The 20,733-nt window shown below is 64.5% G+C and carries 16 protein-coding genes; 5 read left to right on the top strand and 11 right to left on the bottom strand.

Annotation, left to right across the window (positions count from 1 at the left end):
* Positions 1–16 precede the first annotated feature (16 nt).
* The 4 genes from pabB to rloA all read right to left on the bottom strand — a co-directional run bounded on the left by pabB (position 17) and on the right by rloA (position 4,514).
* Complete coding sequence (gene pabB / locus CFY91_RS10590) at positions 17–1,360, bottom strand: aminodeoxychorismate synthase component I (protein ID WP_093986341.1); 1,344 nt, start codon at positions 1,358–1,360, stop codon at positions 17–19.
* 94 nt (positions 1,361–1,454) lie between these two features.
* A complete protein-coding gene (locus CFY91_RS10595) occupies positions 1,455–2,435 on the bottom strand; it encodes an alpha-L-glutamate ligase-like protein (RefSeq protein WP_093986342.1) in 981 nt (326 codons plus the stop codon).
* A gap of 4 nt (positions 2,436–2,439) precedes the next feature.
* Positions 2,440–3,966 (bottom strand): osmotic stress tolerance membrane protein RloB, encoded by a 1,527-nt coding sequence (gene rloB, locus CFY91_RS10600; protein WP_093986343.1) that lies wholly within the window; start codon positions 3,964–3,966, stop codon positions 2,440–2,442.
* Between the two features lie 5 nt (positions 3,967–3,971).
* On the bottom strand, positions 3,972–4,514 hold the full coding sequence (gene rloA, locus CFY91_RS10605; RefSeq protein WP_093986344.1) for a retropepsin-like aspartic peptidase RloA: 543 nt from the start codon (positions 4,512–4,514) through the stop codon (positions 3,972–3,974).
* A 257-nt stretch (positions 4,515–4,771) separates the two neighbouring features.
* On the opposite strand from rloA, the gene CFY91_RS10610 reads away from it, so the two are divergent.
* The 5 genes from CFY91_RS10610 to prpF are packed head-to-tail and all read left to right on the top strand — an operon-like array spanning position 4,772 to position 11,419.
* Positions 4,772–5,509: a GntR family transcriptional regulator gene (locus CFY91_RS10610; protein ID WP_093986345.1), complete on the top strand. Its 738-nt coding sequence runs from the start codon at positions 4,772–4,774 to the stop codon at positions 5,507–5,509.
* Positions 5,506–6,393, top strand: coding sequence for a methylisocitrate lyase (gene prpB, locus CFY91_RS10615; RefSeq protein WP_093986346.1), 888 nt, complete (start codon positions 5,506–5,508; stop codon positions 6,391–6,393). The genes CFY91_RS10610 and prpB overlap by 4 nt, the downstream gene beginning before the upstream one ends.
* Positions 6,394–6,415: 22 nt before the next feature.
* Positions 6,416–7,570, top strand: a complete 1,155-nt coding sequence (gene prpC / locus CFY91_RS10620; protein ID WP_093986347.1) for a bifunctional 2-methylcitrate synthase/citrate synthase — start codon at positions 6,416–6,418, stop codon at positions 7,568–7,570.
* A 2-nt stretch (positions 7,571–7,572) separates the two neighbouring features.
* Positions 7,573–10,182, top strand: a complete 2,610-nt coding sequence (acnD, locus tag CFY91_RS10625; RefSeq protein WP_093986348.1) for a Fe/S-dependent 2-methylisocitrate dehydratase AcnD — start codon at positions 7,573–7,575, stop codon at positions 10,180–10,182.
* Between the two features lie 49 nt (positions 10,183–10,231).
* The gene (gene prpF / locus CFY91_RS10630; RefSeq protein ID WP_093986349.1) at positions 10,232–11,419 is read left to right on the top strand and encodes a 2-methylaconitate cis-trans isomerase PrpF; all 1,188 of its coding nucleotides are present in this window, start codon (positions 10,232–10,234) and stop codon (positions 11,417–11,419) included.
* Between the two features lie 7 nt (positions 11,420–11,426).
* Here the strand turns inward: prpF and CFY91_RS10635 are convergent, their stop codons facing one another.
* From CFY91_RS10635 to CFY91_RS10665, 7 genes are all read right to left on the bottom strand, one after another.
* Positions 11,427–12,245 (bottom strand): SDR family oxidoreductase, encoded by an 819-nt coding sequence (locus CFY91_RS10635; RefSeq protein ID WP_093986350.1) that lies wholly within the window; start codon positions 12,243–12,245, stop codon positions 11,427–11,429.
* A gap of 93 nt (positions 12,246–12,338) precedes the next feature.
* On the bottom strand, positions 12,339–14,327 hold the full coding sequence (locus CFY91_RS10640; RefSeq protein ID WP_093986351.1) for an acetyl/propionyl/methylcrotonyl-CoA carboxylase subunit alpha: 1,989 nt from the start codon (positions 14,325–14,327) through the stop codon (positions 12,339–12,341).
* A gap of 22 nt (positions 14,328–14,349) precedes the next feature.
* On the bottom strand, positions 14,350–15,162 hold the full coding sequence (locus CFY91_RS10645; RefSeq protein WP_093986352.1) for an enoyl-CoA hydratase/isomerase family protein: 813 nt from the start codon (positions 15,160–15,162) through the stop codon (positions 14,350–14,352).
* Positions 15,163–15,172: 10 nt separating this feature from the next.
* A complete protein-coding gene (gene atuD, locus CFY91_RS10650; protein WP_093986353.1) occupies positions 15,173–16,330 on the bottom strand; it encodes a citronellyl-CoA dehydrogenase in 1,158 nt (385 codons plus the stop codon).
* 20 nt (positions 16,331–16,350) lie between these two features.
* Complete coding sequence (atuC, locus tag CFY91_RS10655; protein ID WP_093986354.1) at positions 16,351–17,967, bottom strand: geranyl-CoA carboxylase subunit beta; 1,617 nt, start codon at positions 17,965–17,967, stop codon at positions 16,351–16,353.
* A 4-nt stretch (positions 17,968–17,971) separates the two neighbouring features.
* Positions 17,972–18,835: an SDR family oxidoreductase gene (locus CFY91_RS10660; protein WP_093986355.1), complete on the bottom strand. Its 864-nt coding sequence runs from the start codon at positions 18,833–18,835 to the stop codon at positions 17,972–17,974.
* A gap of 14 nt (positions 18,836–18,849) precedes the next feature.
* Entirely contained in the window at positions 18,850–20,637 is a 1,788-nt protein-coding gene (locus tag CFY91_RS10665; RefSeq protein WP_093986356.1) for an acyclic terpene utilization AtuA family protein, read from the bottom strand.
* Between the last annotated feature and the right edge of the window lie 96 nt (positions 20,638–20,733).

The following is a 20,733-nucleotide window of genomic DNA, read 5'->3' on the forward strand; positions in this document are numbered from 1 at the left end:
CTCGGTGCTGGGCCGCTCAGAGGTTTTCCAGGCTGCCTAACAAGACGCTGACCTTGCTGATCGATTCGCGGTACTCGGCCTCGCAGGCCGAGTCCGCGACGATGCCGCCGCCACCCCAGCAGTACGCCTGACCGTCCTCCAGCAGCAGGGTGCGGATGGCAATCGAGCTATCCATCTCTCCGCGTACATCCAGATAAAGCAGTGAGCCGCAGTAGATGCCGCGCTGGCAGGGCTCCAGTTCGTCGATGATCTGCATGGCGCGGATCTTCGGCGCGCCGGTGATCGAGCCGCCGGGGAAGCTGCCCAGCAGCAGGTCCAGGGCATCCTTGCCGGGCGCCAGGCGCGCGGTGATGCTGCTCACCAGATGATGCACGTTGGGATAGCTTTCCAGGCTGAACAGTTCTGGTACGCGCACGCTGCCAGTGGCGCAGCTGCGCCCCAGGTCGTTACGCAGCAGATCGACGATCATCAGGTTTTCCGCACGATCCTTGCTGCTGGCCAGCAATTCACGCGCCGCTGCCTGGTCGCTGCTCGGCTCGCTGCCGCGTGGCCGGGTCCCCTTGATCGGTCGGGTTTCCACCTGGCCCTGGCTGACCCGCAGGAAGCGTTCGGGGGACAGGCTGAGGATGGCGTTGTCACCGCCCAGCGTCAGGTAGCCGGCAAAGGGCGTTGGACAGGCCTGGCGCAGATGCTGGTAGGCCGTCCAGGGCGAGCCACGGTAGGCCGCCTGAAAGCGTTGTGCATAGTTGACCTGATAGCAGTCGCCGGCGGCGATATAGGTCTGGATACGTGCAAAGGCCTGGGCGTACTGTGCGGCGCTTTGCTGGGCCTGGAAAGGTGCCAGCAGCTTGAAGGGTGGCGCAACGTCTGTTGTCGGCTGACTGAACAGGGCAATCAGGCGTTGCTGCTCTGTCTCGTCGAGGGCCGGATGGAACAGCAGTTGACTGCTGCGTTGCTGGTGGTCCGTGATCAGTGCCCAGGCATACAGGCCCAGGCTGGCATCCGCCAGTTGCAGGTCGCGCGTGCGAGGTGCCAGGCAGTGCTCGATATGTCGGCCAAAATCATAGCCGAGGTAGCCGAGCAGGCCGCCAGCGAAGGGCAGTGCGCAGTCGGCCGGCAGGCTGGCCGGGCCAAGTGACTGCAGGGCCTGGCGCAGCCGTTGGGCAAACTGCGTGGCAGATTCTTCCGCGTGTGGCTGTAGCTGTTGCACAGGCCAGGCGCTCATCAGGTCAAAGCGCGCGGTGCGGCCATGGGGTTGCCCGGCATCCAGCAGTACGGCGCCAGGCGCCTGGCTAAGTCGGCTGAAATAATGGCTGGGGTCGGCCTGGTAAGGCAGGCGGTACAGGCTGCAGCGGGGCATGGGCTGTTCGCAGGCTACGGGAGGGCGATTGTAGGGCGCAGGGCAGGCCTGGCAAAGAGCTTGGCAGCGGTACAGCGTACCGCTGCCGGGTCACTCAGGCCTCGTTGACGTGACCGAACAGGCTTTGCGAGAAGCGCACGCGCTCTTCCGGAGTTTCCGAGACGCCCTGTTTTTTCAGGGTTTCCAGGTGTGCCTCGATGGCCAGGGTGCGTTTGGCCAGGCCGCAGTCGTTGGCGATCTGGATATTCAGGCCAGGGCGGGCGTTGAGCTCAAGAATCAGCGGGCCTTTCTCTTCGTCGAGCACCATGTCAACGCCGATATAGCCTAGCCCGCACAGCTCGTAGCAGCCGGCAGCCAACTTCATGAAGCCGTCCCAGTTGGGCAATTGCACGCCGTCCACGGCGTTGCCGGTATCCGGGTGCTTGCTGATCTTGTTGTTCAGCCAGGTGCCCTTGAGCGTGATGCCGGTGGCCAGGTCGACCCCAACGCCGATGGCCCCCTGGTGCAGGTTGGCCTTGCCGTTGGACTGGCGGGTTGGCAGGCGCAGCATGGCCATCACCGGATAGCCCATCAGTACGATGATGCGGATGTCCGGCACACCTTCGTAGCTGATGCTCTTGAAGATCGGATCGGGGGTCACCCGGTACTCGATCAGTACGCGGTCGCGGTGGCCGCCCAGCGAGTACAGGCCGGAGAGGATGCTCGACAATTGCTGGTCGATCTCCTCGCGGCTGATGATCTTGCCGGAAACCGACTTGAAGCGATCTTCGAAACGGTCGGCGATCACGATAATGCCGTCACCGCCGGCGCCTTGTGCCGGCTTGATGACGAAGTCGTTATGGCCTTCGACGATGCGCTCGAAGTTGTCGATTTCCTTTTCCGTGGAAATGATCCCGTACAGCTTGGGCACATGGATGCCGGCGGCGATGGCACGTTCCTTGGTGAGGATCTTGTCATCGACGATGGGGTACAGGTGCCGTTTGTTGTACTTCAGCACGTAATCCGCATTGCGCCGGTTGATACCCATGATGCCCTTGGCTTCCAGGGCCTTCCAGCGTTTGATCAGACCGAACATGGCATCAATCCTTGAGGAAGGCTTTGAAACGGAACAGTTCGGTCAGGCGGTAGCCGCGGTAGCGACCCATCGCCAGCATGAACCCGACCAGAATCAGCAGCACGGCGGGGAAGGTAAAGATGAAGTAGGTCAGCTCGTCGATGCTCATCAGCAGGTGCGCCAGGGTCGCAGCGATCAGCGTGCCGACGGCCACCTTGAAGGCATGGCTGGCGCCGCGCTCTTCCCAGGTAATGGACAGGCGCTCGATGGTCATGGTCAGGATCACCATCGGGAACAGTGCCACCGACAGGCCACGCTCCAGGCCCAGCTTGTGGCTGAGCAGGCTGATGATGGCGATCAGCACTACCACGAAGGTCAGCACGATCGACAGGCGCGGCAGCATCTGTAGCTTGAGGTGCTCCAGGTACGAGCGCAGCGACAGGCCCAGGGCGGTAATCAGGGTGAACAGCAGGATACCGAAGCCCAACTGGGTTTCCCGGAAGGCCAGGGCAATCAGTACCGGGGTGAAGGTGCCGAGGGTTTGCAGGCCGCCGAGGTTGCGCAGGATGAGGATTACCAGCACGCCAATCGGGATCATGATCATGATCTGGTAGGTCTGCTGGGTCTGCAGCGGCAGACCGTACAGCGAGTACTCGAGGAACGCTGCATCGGTATTTTCGTCGGTCAGCTTGGCCAGGCGGATGGCATTCATCTCGCTGTTGTTGAGGGTAAAGCTGACTTCGGCCTTCTTGCCGCCGTCCAGGGTGAGCAGTTCATCGGCACCGGTCCACCAGACCAGACGGTCAGCCGGCAGGCCCTGCTCGCCGGTATCCGGGTTGAAGTACAGCCACTTCTCGCCGTTGAAGCTGCGCACCCAGAGTTCCGGGCTTTGCTGCTGGTTGGCGACCAGGCGAATGGTGTGCAGTCGCTCCAGTGGTACGTGGGCAATCGACAGCAGCAGTTCGATGACGCGGGCCTTGTTGGCGGTGGAGTTGTCGCCGCCGAGCAGCAGCTTGACGTTGTCGTCGCCCTTGGCGTTGACGCGCTTGATGGTTTCGCTGATGAAGGTCTCGACATCCGCCGAGTGCTGGCGAATGGGTGCCAGCAGGGCTTCTGCGGCGATCTTCTCGGCGCCGGCTACCGGCAGGCTGTCACGGAAGATCGGGCCTTTCTCGATGGGCCGCTCACCGCTGTAGCGCTTGGTCAGCACCAGGCGATAGTAGAGGGTCTGCTTGCCGTTGGCGCGACGGGCCGACCAGGTCACCTTGCGGTTGCCGTTGGCGCGGTTGATGCTCACCCCGTAGTTATTGGAGATGAAGCTCTCGTTGAGGCTCACGTAGTCCTGGTTGAGCGGCGGTACGTACATCTGCAGCTTGACCGGCTCGCGCGGACTGGCCTGGAACTCGATGCGCGCATCGATATTCCACAGGTCATCGGTTTCATCCTCGGTAACCGGGATGCCGAGGACGAAGATCTGGTAGGCGGTGATCGCCACACCCAGGGTCACCAGCAGGGTAATGAGAACTTTCAAGTGAAGCGAGAGCGCGCGCATGCTGTTTACTCGGCAGAGTTGGCGACGGTGGTTGTGCAGTCGGGTTTGCCGGCTGCGTATTTCTGGCTCGGATCAACCAGCGCATCAAAGGTTTCCAGCGCGGTAGAGCCGATCAGCAAGGGGTATTCAAAGGCACTGCGGTCGGTCAGGTTGACCTCGATGCGCCGATAGCTTTCGCCCATGCAGACGTTCACATACACCACCGGGCGGGCGGTGTAGGTTTTGCCCTGCTTGGGATCATAGTCGCCGGCACGACGCTTGATCTTGCTGATGCGTGCCAGCGGTTTTTCGATCTGTTGCGGTTGTTCACTGTCGGTGGCTACTTCGAAGCGCACCCAGGTCTCTCCATCACGCTTGAAGCGCTGGATGTTGCGTGCGCTGAGCGATGCAGTCATCGCTCCGGTATCCAGTTTGGCCGGCAGTTTCATGCCGAAGTCATCCAGCAGCACGTATTCATTGAGACCGTAGATGGTTTTTTCCGTGGCCTGCGCTAGGGAGGGCAAGCAACAGAGGCAGCTAAGCAGGACGGCGAAATAATTGGATTTCATGGTGCCTTGGCTGAGACAGAGTGGCACGTCGAGGCGCCGGACAGACGGGAAGCTGTGTGACAGCTTCTTGATGGCGGTCATTCTAGCAGGGCTTTTTTAGCCGGCACAGGTACTTGCGGCTATCTGCTGAAGGACTTTACGGAGCGTGCTGGTAAAAAGTACCCGGATACATTGTCGACAATCCTAAGGTATTAGTTGACGGCTTGTCGGCTTTGTCCTAGTTTTTGCGCCACGCACTCTTGCAGGTTGTCGACAATATGCACTCAGCCGTAGAGCCTCTGCTGTTACCTGAGACTGATTCGGAAACGCTTTCCGAACACGTCTTCCGGCGTATTCAGGCGGCTATCGTCAAAGGCGAGATTCCGCCGGGCAGCAAGATTTCCGAGCCTGAACTGGCGCGTACCTACGGAATCAGCCGTGGCCCGCTGCGCGAGGCCATTCATCGGCTGGAAGGGCAGAAGCTGCTGGTGCGTATTCCGCATGTCGGTGCGCGGGTGGTTTCACTCAGCCATGCCGAGCTGATCGAGCTCTACGAAATCCGTGAATCGCTGGAAGGCATGGCTTGCCGGCTGGCCGCGCAGCGCATGAGCCAGCAGGAAATCGATGAGCTGCGCCGGGTCCTCGACCTGCATGAGCAGGACGCGGCGTTCAAGGCCGGGGTCGGTTACTACCAGCAGGAAGGCGACTTCGACTTCCACTACCGGATCATCCAGGGCAGCGGCAACCAGACGCTGGTGCGCATGCTGTGTGGCGAGTTGTACCAGCTGGTACGCATGTATCGCCTGCAGTTTTCCGCCGTGCCCAGTCGGCCGCGTCAGGCCTTCAATGAGCACCACCGCATACTCGATGCCATCGCCGAGCGAGACGGCGAACTGGCCGAGCTGCTGATGCGCCGCCACATCGGCGCTTCAAAACGCAATATCGAGCGTCACTTCGCCATGAGCGCGGGGCAGGGCGCACTTCCCAAGACAGCCAAAACCCGAGGTGAGTCATGAGTCAGCTTTCTCCTGGTCAGCGTTTCCGTCAGGCCCTTGCCGAAGAGCACCCTTTGCAGGTCATCGGCGCGATCAACGCCAACCATGCCCTGCTGGCCAAGCGCGCCGGCTTTCGTGCCATCTACCTGTCTGGTGGCGGCGTGGCGGCCGGTTCGCTGGGCCTGCCGGATCTGGGTATCAACACCCTGGATGACGTGCTCACCGATGTACGGCGTATCACCGATGTCTGCGACCTGCCGCTCTTGGTCGATATCGACACCGGATTTGGCCCATCGGCCTTTAATATCGAACGCACCATCAAGAACCTGATCAAGGCCGGCGCCGCTGCCGCCCATATCGAGGATCAGGTCGGTGCCAAGCGCTGCGGCCACCGTCCGGGCAAGGAGATCGTCTCCTGTGAGGAAATGGTCGACCGCGTGCGCGCCGCTGCCGATGCCAAGACCGACCCGGACTTCTTCCTCATCGCGCGCACCGATGCGATCCAGGCCGAGGGCGTGGACGCGGCCATCGAGCGTTGCCAGCGTTATGTCGAGGCCGGTGCCGACGGCATCTTTGCGGAAGCCGCCTACGACCTGCCGACCTACAAGCGCTTTGTCGAAGCACTGAACGTGCCGGTGCTGGCCAATATCACCGAGTTCGGTGCCACCCCGCTGTTCACCCGTGATGAGTTGGCCTCGGTGGGCGTAGCCATCCAGCTCTATCCGCTGTCGGCGTTCCGCGCCGCCAACAAGGCCGCCGAGGCGGTGTACACCGCGATCCGCCAGAACGGCCACCAGAAGGACGTGATCGAACTGATGCAGACCCGTGCCGAGCTGTACGACCGCATCGGCTACCACGCCTTCGAGCAGAAACTCGACGCGCTGTTTGCTGCCGGCAAGAAATAACCAGAACCCTGAGGAGATACCCATGAGCACCGAGACCACCCCAGGCTTCAAGCCGAAGAAATCCGTGGCCCTCTCCGGCACTGCCGCCGGTAACACCGCGCTGTGCACCGTAGGGCGCAGTGGCAACGATCTGCACTACCGTGGCTATGACATTCTCGATGTCGCCACGGCCTGCGAGTTTGAGGAAATCGCCCACCTGCTGGTGCACGGCAAACTGCCCAACGTCGCCGAACTGGCCGGCTACAAGGCCAAGCTCAAATCCCTGCGTGGTCTGCCGGCTGGGGTCAAGGTGGCGCTCGAGCAACTGCCGCCCTCGGCGCACCCGATGGACGTGATGCGTACCGCGGTGTCGGTGCTCGGCTGCCTGTCACCGGAGAAGGACGATCACAACCATCCCGGCGCGCGCGACATTGCCGACAAGCTGATGGCCAGCCTGGGCTCGGCACTGCTCTATTGGTATCACTTCAGCCACAACGGCAAGCGCATCGACGTGGAAACCGACGATGACTCCATTGGCGGGCACTTCCTGCACCTGCTGCATGGCGAGAAGCCGCGCGAGTCCTGGGTACGCGCCATGCACACCAGCCTGGTGCTGTACGCCGAGCACGAATTCAATGCCTCGACCTTCACCGGCCGGGTGATCGCCGGCACCGGTTCGGACATGTACTCCTGCATCGCCGGCTCCATCGGTGCGCTGCGCGGGCCCAAGCATGGCGGCGCCAACGAAGTGGCCTTCGAGGTGCAGAAACGCTACGACAACCCGGACGAAGCCGAGGCGGATATCCGTGCTCGCGTAGAGAAGAAGGAAGTGATCATCGGCTTCGGCCATCCGGTCTACACCGTGGCCGATCCGCGCAACAAGGTGATCAAGGACGTGGCACGCCAGCTGTCGGTGGAGCAGGGCAACACCAAGATGTACGACATTGCCGAGCGCCTGGAGAGCGTGATGTGGGATATCAAGAAGATGTTCCCCAACCTCGACTGGTTCAGTGCGGTCAGCTACCACATGATGGGTGTGCCCACCGCCATGTTCACCCCGCTGTTCGTCATCGCCCGCACCTCCGGCTGGTCCAGCCACGTCATCGAACAACGTATCGACGGCAAGATCATTCGTCCCAGCGCCAACTATGTCGGCCCTGAAGACCTGACCTTCGTGCCGCTCAAGGATCGTCGCTAATCATGAACAGTCAATTTCGCAAACCACTGGCCGGCACCGCGCTGGACTATTTCGATGCCCCCGCCGCCGTGGATGCCCTGCAGGCCGGCGCCTGGGCGCGCCTGCCCTATGTCAGCCGGGTGCTGGCCGAGCAACTGGTGCGCCGCTGCGAGCCGCAGCTGCTGAATGACGCGCTGCGCCAGCTCATCGAGCGTAAGCAGGATCTCGACTTCCCCTGGTATCCGGCGCGGGTGGTCTGCCACGACATCCTTGGCCAGACCGCGCTGGTCGACCTGGCCGGCCTGCGCGACGCCATCGCCGAGAAGGGCGGTGACCCGTCCAAGGTCAACCCGGTGGTGCCGACCCAGCTGATCGTCGACCACTCGCTGGCGGTGGAAGCGCCGGGCTTCGACCCGGATGCCTTTGAGAAGAACCGCGCCATCGAGGAGCGCCGCAACGAGGACCGTTTCCACTTCATCGAGTGGACTAAGACCGCGTTCAAGAACGTCGACGTGATCCCGGCCGGCAACGGCATCATGCACCAGATCAACCTGGAGAAGATGAGCCCGGTGATCCAGGCGCGCGGCGGCGTGGCCTTCCCGGACACCTGCGTGGGCACCGACTCGCACACCCCGCACGTGGACGCGCTGGGCGTGATCGCCATCGGTGTCGGCGGCCTGGAAGCCGAGACGGTGATGCTTGGCCATCCGTCGATGATGCGCCTGCCCGACATCGTCGGCGTCAAGCTCACCGGCAAGCGTCAACCGGGCATTACCGCCACCGATATCGTGCTGGCGCTGACCGAGTTCCTGCGCAAGGAACGGGTGGTGGGGGCCTGGGTCGAGTTCTTCGGCGAGGGCGCGGACAGCCTGTCGATCGGTGACCGCGCGACCATCTCCAACATGTGCCCGGAATACGGTGCCACCGCGGCGATGTTCTACATCGACCAGCAGACCCTCGACTACCTCAAGCTCACCGGCCGCGAGCCGGAGCAGGTGGCGCTGGTCGAGCAGTACGCCAAGACCCTCGGCCTGTGGGCCACTGCGCTGCAGACCGCCGAATACGAGCGCGTGCTGGAGTTCGATCTGTCCGGCGTGGTGCGCAACATGGCCGGCCCGAGCAACCCGCACAAGCGCCTGCCGACCTCGGCGCTGCATGAGCGCGGCATTGCCGACGAAGCCAAGCTGGCTGCCGCCAAGGCCGAAGAAGCCCAGGGCCTGCTGCCCGATGGCGCGGTGATCATCGCCGCCATCACCAGCTGCACCAACACCTCCAACCCGCGCAACGTGGTCGCCGCTGGCCTGCTGGCGAAGAAGGCCAACGCCCTCGGCCTGGTGCGCAAACCGTGGGTCAAGACTTCCTTCGCCCCGGGTTCCAAGGTCGCCAAGCTGTACCTGGAAGAAGCCGGCCTGCTCAGCGAGCTGGAAAAGCTCGGCTTCGGCATCGTCGCCTACGCCTGCACCACCTGCAATGGCATGTCCGGCGCGCTGGACCCGGTGATTCAGCAGGAAATCATCGACCGCGACCTGTACGCCACCGCCGTGCTGTCGGGCAACCGCAACTTCGACGGGCGCATCCACCCTTACGCCAAGCAGGCCTTCCTCGCCTCGCCGCCGCTGGTGGTGGCCTACGCCATCGCCGGTACCGTGCGCTTCGATATCGAGCAGGATGTACTGGGCCATGATGCCAGCGGCCAGCCGATCACCCTCAAGGACCTGTGGCCGAGCGACGAGGAGATCGACGCGATCGTCGCTGCCAGCGTGAAGCCGGAGCAGTTCAAGCAGATCTACATCCCGATGTTCGACCTGGGCGCCGTCAAGGAAGCCGACAGCCCGCTGTACGACTGGCGACCGATGTCCACCTACATCCGCCGTCCACCGTACTGGGAAGGCGCGCTGGCCGGTGAGCGCACCCTCAAGGGCATGCGGCCGCTGGCGATCCTGCCGGACAACATCACCACCGACCACCTGTCGCCGTCCAACGCCATCCTGCTGGATTCGGCAGCGGGCGAGTACCTGGCGAAGATGGGCCTGCCGGAGGAGGACTTCAACTCCTACGCCACCCACCGTGGCGACCACCTGACCGCGCAGCGTGCGACCTTTGCCAACCCGCAACTGGTCAACGAGATGGTGGTGGTCGATGGCCAGGTGAAGAAGGGCTCGCTGGCCCGCGTCGAGCCGGAAGGCCAGGTCATGCGCATGTGGGAAGCCATCGAAACCTACATGAACCGCAAGCAGAACCTGATCATCGTCGCCGGTGCCGACTACGGCCAGGGCAGCTCGCGTGACTGGGCGGCCAAGGGCGTGCGCCTGGCCGGGGTTGAGGTGATCGTCGCCGAGGGCTTCGAGCGCATCCACCGCACCAACCTGGTCGGCATGGGCGTGCTGCCGGTGGAGTTCAAACCGGGTACCACCCGCCTGACCCTCGCCCTGGACGGCACCGAGACCTACGACATCGAAGGCGCGCTGGCGCCGCGTGGCGAGCTGACCCTGGTGGTCAACCGGCGCAACGGTGAAGTACTGCGCGTGCCGGTCACCTGCCGCCTGGACACCGCGGCCGACGTGCGCGTCTACCAGGCCGGCGGCGTGCTGCAGCGCTTCGCCCAGGACTTCCTTGAGTCGTCCCAGGGCTGATGCATCACCGGGGCGGCAACGCCCCGGTCTTCTTTGAGGAGAATGCTTTATGGCTCATGCAGCCCAGATCAGAATCCCCGCCACCTACATGCGCGGCGGTACCAGCAAGGGCGTGTTCTTCCGCCTGCAGGACCTGCCGGCCAGCTGCCAGGTGCCGGGTGCAGCGCGTGATGCGCTGTTCATGCGGGTGATCGGCAGTCCCGATCCCTATGCCGCGCATATCGACGGTATGGGCGGCGCCACTTCGTCGACCTCCAAGTGCGTGATCCTGTCGAAAAGCACCCAGCCGGAACACGACGTCGATTACCTGTACGGCCAGGTGTCGATCGACAAGGCCTTCGTCGACTGGAGCGGCAACTGCGGCAACCTGTCCACCGCCGCCGGGGCCTTCGCCATCCATGCCGGGCTGATCGATCCGGCGCGTATTCCGCAGAACGGCACCTGCGTGGTGCGCATCTGGCAGGCGAATATCCAGAAAACCATCATCGCCCATGTGCCGGTGAGCAATGGCCAGGTGCAGGAAACCGGCGATTTTGAGCTGGACGGGGTGACCTTCCCGGCGGCGGAGATCGTGCTGGAATTCCTCGACCCGTCGGATGACGGCGAGGAGGGCGGTTCGATGTTCCCCACCGGCAACCTGGTGGACCAGCTGGAGGTCCCCGGCGTCGGTACCTTCCCGGCCACCCTGATCAGCGCCGGCATCCCCACGGTGTTCGTCAACGCCGCGGACATCGGCTACCAGGGCACCGAGCTGCGCGAGGCCATCAACGGCGATCCGGCACAGCTGGCACGCTTCGAACAGATCCGCGTGGCCGGCGCGCTGCGCATGGGCCTGATCAAGAGTGCCGAAGAGGCCTTGACCCGCCAGCACACGCCGAAGATTGCCTTCGTCAGCCCGCCCAAAACCTACACGGCGTCCAGCGGCAAGACCATCGCGGCCGACGAGGTCGACCTGCTGGTCCGTGCGCTGTCCATGGGCAAGCTGCACCACGCGATGATGGGCACCTGCGCGGTGGCCATCGGCACGGCGGCGGCGGTGCCCGGCACCCTGGTCAACCTGGCGGCGGGCGGTGGCGAACGCGAGGCGGTGCGCTTCGGTCATCCGTCCGGCACCCTGCGCGTCGGCGCTCAGGCGGTGCAGGCCGACGGGCAGTGGACGGTGACCAAGGCGAGCATGTCGCGTTCGGCACGTATCCTCATGGAAGGCTGGGTACGCGTGCCGGGCGACCTGCTGTAACAGGCGGTTATTCGACGAACAGGTCGGTCATCAGTTGCCCGGCCGGGTCATAACGGTACTGCTCGAAGTCCGTCTGGCCCTGCTCGTGCAGAATCTCCTCGTCGATCAGCAGGCGGCCGCTGATGCAGCGGCCGCTGCTGCTGAGGATGGCATGGGCGGCATCGGCCATGATCGCCGGCAGGCGCGCGGCCTTCATCACGGCGGGGCCGCCGGCCTCGAACTCGATGGCGGCGGTGGCGATCACTGTCTTGGGCCACAGCGCGTTGACGCTGATGCCGTATTTCCTGAATTCCTCGTGCATCCCCAGGGTCAGCATGCTCATGCCGTACTTGGTGGTGGTGTAGGGGCCGTAGCTGGCGAACCACTTGGGGTCGAGGTTCAGCGGCGGCGACAGACTGAGGATATGACCCTGGGTTTTCTTCAGGTAGGGCAGCGCCGCCTGGCTGCAGACCATCACCGCGCGGGTGTTGATCTGGAACATCAGGTCATAGCGCTTGGGCTCCAGATGCTCCACGCCCTTGAGGCGGATGGCGCCGGCGTTGTTGATCAGCGCGTCGATGCTGCCGAAGTGCTCGGCAGCCTGGGCCATGGCCGCTTTCACCGCTTCCTCGTCACGCACGTCCAGTTGCAGGGGCAGGGCCTTCCCACCGGCGGCGACGATTTCCTCGGCTACCGAGAAGATGGTGCCTAGCAGTTTTGGGTGGGCCTCGGCGCTTTTGGCCGCGACCACGATATTGGCGCCGTCGGTGGCGGCCTTGAGCGCGATCTCCCGGCCGATGCCGCGGCTGGCGCCGGTGATGAACAGGGTCTTGCCGTTAAGTGACATTTGGCCTCCATAAGGGCGCTTGCACAGAAGTGGGCAAACCCCGCCCAGAAGACTCTGGCGCGGGGCTTGGTATCAGCCAGTGGCGCGTGGCGATCAGGCTGGGTCGGCTTCGATTTCCACCAGCAGCTGACGGTTCTTGACCTGGTCGCCCTGGCTCACGCCGACCCGGCGGACCACGCCGTCGACGCCGGCCTTGAGCGGGTGTTCCATCTTCATGGCTTCCAGCACCACCAGGAGCTGGCCCTTGCTGACGCGGGCGCCTTCCTCGATCAGGACATCGACGATGGCGCCATCCATGGGGGCCTTCACCGCACCGGAGCTGGCGGCGTTCTGGCCCCCGGCCGGTTCGTGGGTTACGTCGGTGAGTTCCAGATTGCCGAAGTGGCCGAACAGCCACAGGCGGTCGCCATCGTGCTGGTAGGCCTGGCGGCGGCGGATGCCGTCCTGCTCCAGGGTCAGCCAGCGGCCGTCGCTGGCCAGCAGGCGCAGTTCAACCTGGCTGTCGCCGACGCGGGCGCGCAGGTGCGGCTGGGCGCCATCGCCGAGCACATCCAGCTCGACACTGTGCTTGTGTTCGCCCTGCTTGAGGATGAAGCGCCACGGCGCGCTACCGGCACTGCGCCAGCCAGCCAGACCGGACTGGTGGCTGCGGCTGTTGGCCGATTCCTGATAGAGCAGGGCGGCGGCGATGGCCAGCTCACTGGCGGCTGGCGCCTGCGGGGTCAGGCTTTCGTCGCTGGCAAAGTGCTCGGCGATAAAGGCCGTGGTGGCGTTGCCGGCGGCGAACTCGGGGTTGGCCAAGAGGTTGGCGAGGAAGCGCTGGTTGCCGTTGACCCCCAGCAGCACGCAGTTCTCAAGGGCACGCACCAGCTTGCGCCGGGCGTCCTCACGGGTGGCGCCGTAGGCGATGACCTTGGCCAGCATCGGGTCGTAGAAGGGCGTGACTTCCTGACCTTCGACCAGACCATGGTCGATGCGGATGCCTTCCAGCAGCTCCGGCTCCCAGCGCAGCACGCGGCCGGTCTGCGGCAGGAAGTTGTGCGCCGAATCCTCGGCGTACAGGCGCACTTCCATGGCATGGCCGGTGAGGGTGATGTCGTCCTGCTTGAGCGGCAAGTGCTGGCCTTCGGCCACGCGGATCTGCCACGCCACCAGGTCCTGCCCGGTGATCAGTTCGGTGACCGGGTGTTCCACCTGCAGGCGGGTGTTCATTTCCAGGAAGAAGAACTCGCCGCTGGCATCGAGCAGGAATTCCACCGTGCCGGCGCCGACATAGTTGACCCGCGCGGCGGCCTTGACCGCCGCCTCGCCCATGGCGCGGCGCAGCTCGGGCGTCATCACCGGGCAGGGCGCTTCCTCGACCACTTTCTGGTGGCGCCGCTGCACCGAGCAGTCGCGCTCACCGAGGTAAACAATATGGCCGTGCTGGTCGCCGAAGACCTGAATCTCGACGTGACGCGGGCGGATCACCGCGCGCTCCAGAATCAGCTCGCCGGAACCGAAGGCGTTCTGCGCTTCCGAACGGGCGGTGCGGATCTGCTCCTGCAGCTCGCTGGCCTGATGCACCAGGCGCATCCCGCGGCCACCGCCGCCGGCGCTGGCCTTGATCATCAGCGGGTAGCCGATGCGCTCGGCTTCACGCACCAGAGTCTCGTCGTCCTGGGCCGCGCCTTCGTAGCCGGGAATGCAGGGCACGCCGGCTTCGAGCATGGCGATCTTCGACAGGCGCTTGCTGCCCATCAGGTGGATGGCTTCCACGGTCGGGCCGATGAAGACGATGCCGGCGGCTTCACAGGCGCGGGCAAAGTCGGCGTTCTCGGAGAGGAAGCCGTAGCCTGGGTGGATCGCGTCGGCGCCGGTCTTCTGCGCGGCAGCGATGATGTTGTCGATCACCAGATAGGACTGGTTGACCTGCGCCGGGCCGATGCACACGGCCTCGTCGGCTACCTGCACGTGGCGGGCGCCGGCGTCGGCCTCGGAGTACACCGCCACGGTGCGGTAGCCGAGTTCCTTGGCGGTGCGCATGACGCGGCAGGCGATTTCACCGCGGTTGGCGATCAGAATCTTGTTGAAGGCGGGCATGGTGCTGCTCCGTTCGATGTTCTTATTGTGCCCAGCGGGCAGCGCGTTTCTGCACGAAAGCCATGGTGCCCTCGATGCCTTCGGCACCGATGACGGCGGCGGCGAACTGCTCGGCGGCCCGATCCAGCAGCGGGCCCAGAGCCTCCTGCTCGGTGGCCAGCAACAGGGCCTTGGTCGCCGCATTGGCGCCCGGTGCACACTGGCGCACCTGGCCGAGTACTTCGCCCAGGCGTTGTTCCAGCGCGGCATCTGAGGCTTCGCAGTAATGCACCAGACCCAGACGCAGGGCCTCGGCGCCGTCGAAACGGGCCGCGGTCAGCGCCAGCCGGCGTGCCTGGGTCAGACCCACGCGCTTGACCACGAAGGGGGCGATCTGTGCCGGCAGGATGCCGAGGGTGGTTTCCGGCAGGCCGAACTTGCAGGCCTGATCGGCGATGGCGATATCGCTGATGCAGGCCAGGCCGAAACCGCCACCCAGCACGGCACCTTCGAGCAGAGCGATCACCACCTGCGGTGCCTGCTGGAATTCCTCCAGCATGGCGCCGAAGGCACGGTTCAGCTCGCGGTAGGCGTCGCCGCGCCCTTCACCTTGAGAGCGTGCTCTGGCTCCCGCCATGTCCTTGATGTCGCCGCCGGCACAGAAGTGGCCGCCGGCGCCGCGCAGGACAATGGCGCGTACCTCGGCGTTGGCGCGCACGCTGTCGAGCACCGCGCGCAGCTCACCGACCATGGCCAGGCTCATGGCGTTGCGGCTGTCCGGGCGGTTGAGGGTGACGTGCAGCACGCCACCTTCAAGGTTGAGCAGCAGGGTTTCGCAGTTCGGCAGCTCGGCCATGACGTGCTCCTTACTTCTTCTTGCCGGGCAGAATGCCCATCAGCTTGCAGATGATGCCCAGCATGATTTCGTCGGCGCCGCCGCCAATCGAGACCAGACGCACGTCGCGGTAGGCGCGGGAAACCGGGTTGTCCCACATGAAGCCCATGCCGCCCCAGTACTGCAGGCAGGCGTCGGACACTTCGCGGCCGAGGCGGCCGGCCTTGAGCTTGGCCATGGAGGCCAGCTTGGTCACGTCACGGCCTTTGATGTACATCTCGGTGGCCTGGTAGACGAGGGCGCGCAGGGCTTCGATTTCGGTCTGCAGTTCGGCCAGACGGAAGTGGATGACCTGATTGTCGATCAGCGGGTTGCCGAAGGTGTGGCGCTGCTTGCAGTACTCGATGGTGCTGTCCACGCAGTGCTCCAGGCCCTTGATCATGTTGGCCGCGCCAAACAGGCGCTCTTCCTGGAACTGCAGCATCTGCATCATGAAGCCGGCGCCTTCGTGGCCGATGCGGTAGCGCTGCGGTACGCGCACGTTGTCGAAGAACACCTGAGCGGTTTCCGAGCTGCGCATGCCGAGCTTGTCCAGGTGCGGGCTGACGGTGATGCCCGGGGTCTTCATCGGCACCATGATCAGCGACTTGTTCACGTGCGGCTTGTCGTCGCTGGTATTGGCCAAGAGGCAGATAAAGTCGGCACTCGGAGAGTTCGTAATCCACATCTTGCTGCCGTTGATCACGTAGTCATCGCCGTCCTTGCGCGCGGAGGTCTTCAGACCGGCCACGTCGGAGCCGGCGCCGACCTCGGAGACGCCGATGCAGCCGACCATGTCGCCGGCAATCGCGGGCTTGAGAAACTCTTCGCGCAGCTCATCGGAACCGAAGCGGGCCAGGGCCGGGGTGCACATGTCGGTCTGCACGCCGATGGACATCGGGATGCCGCCGCAGCGGATGGTGCCGAACTCTTCGGCGGCGACGATGGAGTAGCTGTAGTCCAGGCCCATGCCACCGAACTTTTCCGGCTTGGAGATGCCCAGCAGGCCCAGATCACCGGCCTTCTTGAAAATTTCGTGGATCGGGAAGCGGCCGTCCTTTTCCCATTCGTCGACGTGCGGGTTGATTTCCTTCTCGACGAAATTCTTGACCGTGCGGCGCAGTTCTTCGTGTTCCTGGGTAAAGATCATGATGCAGGCTCCTAATGGGGTTACAGGCGGGCGACGCCGAAGGTGGACGATTTGAGCGGCCGTACCGCGGCCTCCGCGCAGATGTCGAGCAGAAAGCCCAGCAGCTTGCGGGTATCGCGCGGGTCGATCAGACCGTCGTCCCACAGGCTGGCAGTGCCGTAGAGCGCGGTGGATTGGCTGTCGAGTTTCTGCGCAGTCATCTGCTCGAGCATGTCGAGCATTTTCGGATCGGCTTCCTTGCCTTCCTTGAGGTGCTTCTCCTCGGTGACGATGCGCAGCACCTTGCCGGCCTGCGCGCCGCCCATCACGGCGGTCTTGCTGTTGGGCCAGGCGAAGATAAAGCGCGGGTCGAGGCCGCGGCCGCACATGGCGTAGTTGCCGGCGCCGTAGGAGCCGCCGACGACGATGGTCAGCTTGGGCACGGTGGCGTTGGCCACCGCCTGGATCATCTTCGAGCCGTGCTTGATCACGCCGTTCTGCTCGGACTCCGTGCCCACCATGAAGCCGGTGGTGTTGTGGAAGAACAGGATCGGCGTATTGCTCTGCTCGCACAGCTGAATGAACTGGGCCGCTTTCGCCGCGCCACGCGGGGTGATCGGGCCGTTGTTGCCGATGATGCCGCAGCTGTGACCTTCGATCTGCAGGTGACCGCAGACAGTCTGGCTGTCGAACTCGTTCTTGAAGTCGAGGAACTCCGAACCGTCGGCGATGCGCGCGATGATCTCGCGCACGTCGTAGGGCTTCTTGGCATCGGCGGGGACGATGCCCAGCAGTTCCTCGGCCGGGTACAGCGGCTCGCGCCAGGTCTTGGCCGGACGCGCCGGAAGTTGCGCGTTCCACGGCAGCATGCCGACGATCTCGCGGGCCAGGCGCACGCCATCGGCGTCGTTCTCGGCCAGGTATTCGGCGGTGCCGGCGACCTGGGCATGCATCTCGGCGCCGCCCAGTTGCTCGTCGGTGGCCACTTCACCGGTCGCAGCCTTGAGCAGGGGCGGGCCTGCGAGGAACATCTTGGCCTTGCCGCGCACCACCACCACGTAATCGGACAGGCCTGGCTGGTAGGCGCCGCCGGCGGTGCTGGAGCCGTGCACCACGGTGATCTGCGGCAGGCCCATGGCCGACATGCGCGCCTGGTTGGCAAAGCCGCGTGCGCCCTCGACGAAGATGTCGGCGGCGTAGTTGAGGTTGGCGCCGCCGCTTTCGGCCAGGGTCACCACCGGCAATTTGTTCTCGAAGGCGATCTGCTGCAGGCGCAGGGATTTCTTCAGGCCGGTGGGCGAGATGGTGCCGCCCTTGATCGCGCTGTTGTTGGCGATCACCAGGCTGCGTACACCGGCGATGTAGCCGATGCCGGCGATGATGCCGCCGCCGGCCATGCTGCCGTCCTTGTCGTCGTGCAGCTTGTAGCCGGCCAGCGAGGACAGCTCGAGGAACGGTGCGCCCGGATCGAGCAGCAGGTTCAGGCGCTCGCGTGGCAGCAGCTGGCCACGGCGCTCGAACTTGGCCTTGGCCTCATTGGCCTTGTCCAGCACCTTCTGCTCCACGTCGCGGAAGCTGGCGATGGCGGCAAGCATGGCCTCGCGGTTTTGCGCGAAGCCTTCGCCGTGAACGTCGATTTCCGACTGAATGACAGGCATCGGGTTACTCCTTGAACACGTCGGGCAGGTAGGCCCGGTGGAAGCCGTTGTAGGACTCGCTGGATTTCGCCTTGCCCAGGGTCCAGGCACGGGTGCCCTGGCTGGCGGCGCCGTCGATGCGGATGGTGTTGCCGCTGATGAAGTTGGCGCCCGGGGTGAGCAGGAAGACGATGGCCGAAGCCACCTCCGACTCGCTGCCGATGCGCTGCAGCGGCACGTGGTCCTTGAGGTTGCGGATCATGTTCTTCATCGACTCGGGGTAGGTGTCCATGCCGCTGGAGGCAATCCAGCCCGGTGCCACGGCATTGACCCGCACGCCCGAATGACCCCACTCGTAGGCGGCGGTCTTGGTGAAGTTCTCCATGCCGGCGCGGGCGGCACCGGAGTGGCCCATGCCGGGCATGCCGCCCCACATGTCGGCGAGCATGTTGACGATGCTGCCGCCGGTCTTGCTCAGGCTCTGCAGGTAGACTTCCTTGGCCACCAGGAAACCGCCGACCAGGTTGGTGCGTACCACCGTCTCGAAGCCTTTCTGGTTGATGCCGATCAGCGGGGCCGGGAACTGGCCGCCGGCGTTGTTGACCAGATGATGGATGGGACCGTGCTCGGCGATGACCGCCTTGACCATGGCCTTGACCGCTTCCTCGTCACGGATGTCGCAGACCTGAAAGCTGGCCTTGCCGCCATCTTCGAGGATTTCGCCGCAGGTCTTTTCCAGCTTTTCCAGCTTGCGGCCGACCAGCACCACCTGGGCGCCCAGGTGAGCCAGTTCGTGGGCCACGCAGCGGCCGATACCGCTGCCGCCACCGGTGACCAGGATGGTCTGGCCGCTGAACAGGCCGGGCTTGAATACGGAGTCGTAACTCATCGTGCGTGTTGTCCTTACAGGCTGTCAGCCAGTGCACGCGGCACCGGAATCGGGAATTCCAGCAGCTGCTGGGCGAAGGCCTTGCCCTGCGGATCGATGCGCAGGCTGGTCACGCCGCCGCCACCCAGGGCGTTTTCCAGCAGGAAGTTCAGGCTGTGGCTGCCCGGCAGGTGCCAGCGGCTGACCTTGCCGCTCTGGCCGTCGAGTACATGCGCCATCCATTGCGCCACGGCGCCTTCGGAGAGCGCAGCCGCGATCCACGCCAGATACTCGGGCTTTCTGACCATCACGCCGATATTGCTGTGGTTGCCTTTGTCACCGGAGCGGGCCACGGCCAGCTTGACCAGCGGTACCGTTGCATCGGCGCTGCCGGCCGGGGCGGGCAGGGCAGCCTCGCTGGCGATCTGGGCCGCGTCGAACACGGCGACTTCCGGCAGGGTGACCGGCTGGCGCTCGTTGTTGATTTCGATCTCCAGCGCGCAGGCGCTCTTGTCGACCAGAAAGCTGAACAGGCGGATCACCGGGTACACGGTGGGGCGCCCGCCGACGATGCCGGTCAGGCCTGGCGCCATTCCGGTGGCCGCCTGGGCGATCTCGCGGGAGAACAGGATCAGCGCTTCCTTCTTGGCGTGGCGCACGCCGAGCTTGACCACCACTTCGCGGGTGTCAGCGCGCTGGCTGCGGGGGCCATAGGTGGCCTCGGTGCCCAGCAGCTCGATGCACACTTCCTTGTACGGGCCCCAACCGCGTTCGGCGAACATCTCTTCGGTCTTGGCGATGATGGCCTGGCTGACGCGCTCGGCTTTGGCTGCGGCATCGATACCGGCCAGCAGGCAGCTGGCTGTGCAGCGGAAGCCGTCCGGGTGGGTGGCACTGACCTTGTACTGGCTGGTCGGCGCAAGGCCGCGGGCGCCTTTCAGTTCGACGCGGTTGGCGCCGACCTGGGTGAGTTGCACCTGGGTGAAGTCGCAGACCACATCGGGCAGGTAATAGGCACGCGGGTCACCGATCTCGTAGAGCATCTGCTCGCCCACCGAGAGGGTGGAGATCAACCCGCCGGTGCCTTCGGGTTTGGCGACCACGAAGCGGCCATCGGCCTGCACCTCGACGACCGGGAAGCCGATGTGTTCGTAGTCCGGCACGTCGCGCCAGTCGGTGAAGTTGCCACCGGTGCACTGCGCGCCGCATTCGATGATATGACCGGCGAGCGCGGCTTGAGCGAGCTTGTCGTAGTCGGTCCAGCTCCAGCCGAACTCATGTACCAGCGCGGCGCTGACCACGGCGCTGTCGACCACGCGGCCGGTAATGACGATGTCGGCGCCGGCTTCCAGAGCAGCAACGATTCCCGGCGCACCGAGGTAGGCATTGACCGACACGCACATGGGCGGCAGCGGGGCGCCGGTGAACATCTCGGTGGTGCCGGCCTTGGCCAGTTCGCCCAGCTTGGGCTGCAGGTTGTCACCGTGCAGCACGGCAATCTTCAGATTGACCCCGGCCTTCTCGCAGGCAGCGGCCAGGGCCTTGGCGCAGGAGGCCGGGTTGACGCCGCCGGCGTTGCTGATCACGCGGATCTTCTTCTGCGCGATTTCGCCCAGCAGCGGGGCGAGCACCTCGACGAAGTCGGTGGCATAGCCCTCGTCCGGCTTCTTCATGCGCGCTCCGGCCATGATCGACATGGTCACTTCGGCGAGGTAGTCGAACACCAGGTAATCCAGTTCGGCGCCACGAACCAGCTGGGCGGCGGCGGTGGAGGTGTCGCCCCAGAAGGCGGAGGCGCAGCCGATGCGTACGGTTTGGGTCATTGGAGTTATCCGCAACACATGAATAGGGTGAAGCGAACACTACCAAGCAAGCGCTTGGTTGAAAAGAGGGTGTGGCAATTTAATCCAAGCGCTTGC

This window comes from Pseudomonas fluvialis, assembly GCF_002234375.1.
GTDB classification, from domain to species: Bacteria; Pseudomonadota; Gammaproteobacteria; order Pseudomonadales; family Pseudomonadaceae; genus Aquipseudomonas; species Aquipseudomonas fluvialis.

Coding starts and splice junctions, on each gene's coding strand:
- CFY91_RS10645 (WP_093986352.1), bottom strand. CDS start 15,162: ATGGCCGAGCTGCCGAACTGCGAAACCCTGCTGCTCAACCTTGAAGGT.
- prpB (WP_093986346.1), top strand. CDS start 5,506: ATGAGTCAGCTTTCTCCTGGTCAGCGTTTCCGTCAGGCCCTTGCCGAA.
- CFY91_RS10640 (WP_093986351.1), bottom strand. CDS start 14,327: ATGCCCGCCTTCAACAAGATTCTGATCGCCAACCGCGGTGAAATCGCC.
- prpC (WP_093986347.1), top strand. CDS start 6,416: ATGAGCACCGAGACCACCCCAGGCTTCAAGCCGAAGAAATCCGTGGCC.
- CFY91_RS10610 (WP_093986345.1), top strand. CDS start 4,772: ATGCACTCAGCCGTAGAGCCTCTGCTGTTACCTGAGACTGATTCGGAA.
- atuC (WP_093986354.1), bottom strand. CDS start 17,967: ATGCCTGTCATTCAGTCGGAAATCGACGTTCACGGCGAAGGCTTCGCG.
- prpF (WP_093986349.1), top strand. CDS start 10,232: ATGGCTCATGCAGCCCAGATCAGAATCCCCGCCACCTACATGCGCGGC.
- CFY91_RS10665 (WP_093986356.1), bottom strand. CDS start 20,637: ATGACCCAAACCGTACGCATCGGCTGCGCCTCCGCCTTCTGGGGCGAC.
- rloB (WP_093986343.1), bottom strand. CDS start 3,966: ATGCGCGCGCTCTCGCTTCACTTGAAAGTTCTCATTACCCTGCTGGTG.
- CFY91_RS10660 (WP_093986355.1), bottom strand. CDS start 18,835: ATGAGTTACGACTCCGTATTCAAGCCCGGCCTGTTCAGCGGCCAGACC.
- acnD (WP_093986348.1), top strand. CDS start 7,573: ATGAACAGTCAATTTCGCAAACCACTGGCCGGCACCGCGCTGGACTAT.
- CFY91_RS10595 (WP_093986342.1), bottom strand. CDS start 2,435: ATGTTCGGTCTGATCAAACGCTGGAAGGCCCTGGAAGCCAAGGGCATC.
- CFY91_RS10635 (WP_093986350.1), bottom strand. CDS start 12,245: ATGTCACTTAACGGCAAGACCCTGTTCATCACCGGCGCCAGCCGCGGC.
- atuD (WP_093986353.1), bottom strand. CDS start 16,330: ATGATCTTTACCCAGGAACACGAAGAACTGCGCCGCACGGTCAAGAAT.
- rloA (WP_093986344.1), bottom strand. CDS start 4,514: ATGAAATCCAATTATTTCGCCGTCCTGCTTAGCTGCCTCTGTTGCTTG.
- pabB (WP_093986341.1), bottom strand. CDS start 1,360: ATGCCCCGCTGCAGCCTGTACCGCCTGCCTTACCAGGCCGACCCCAGC.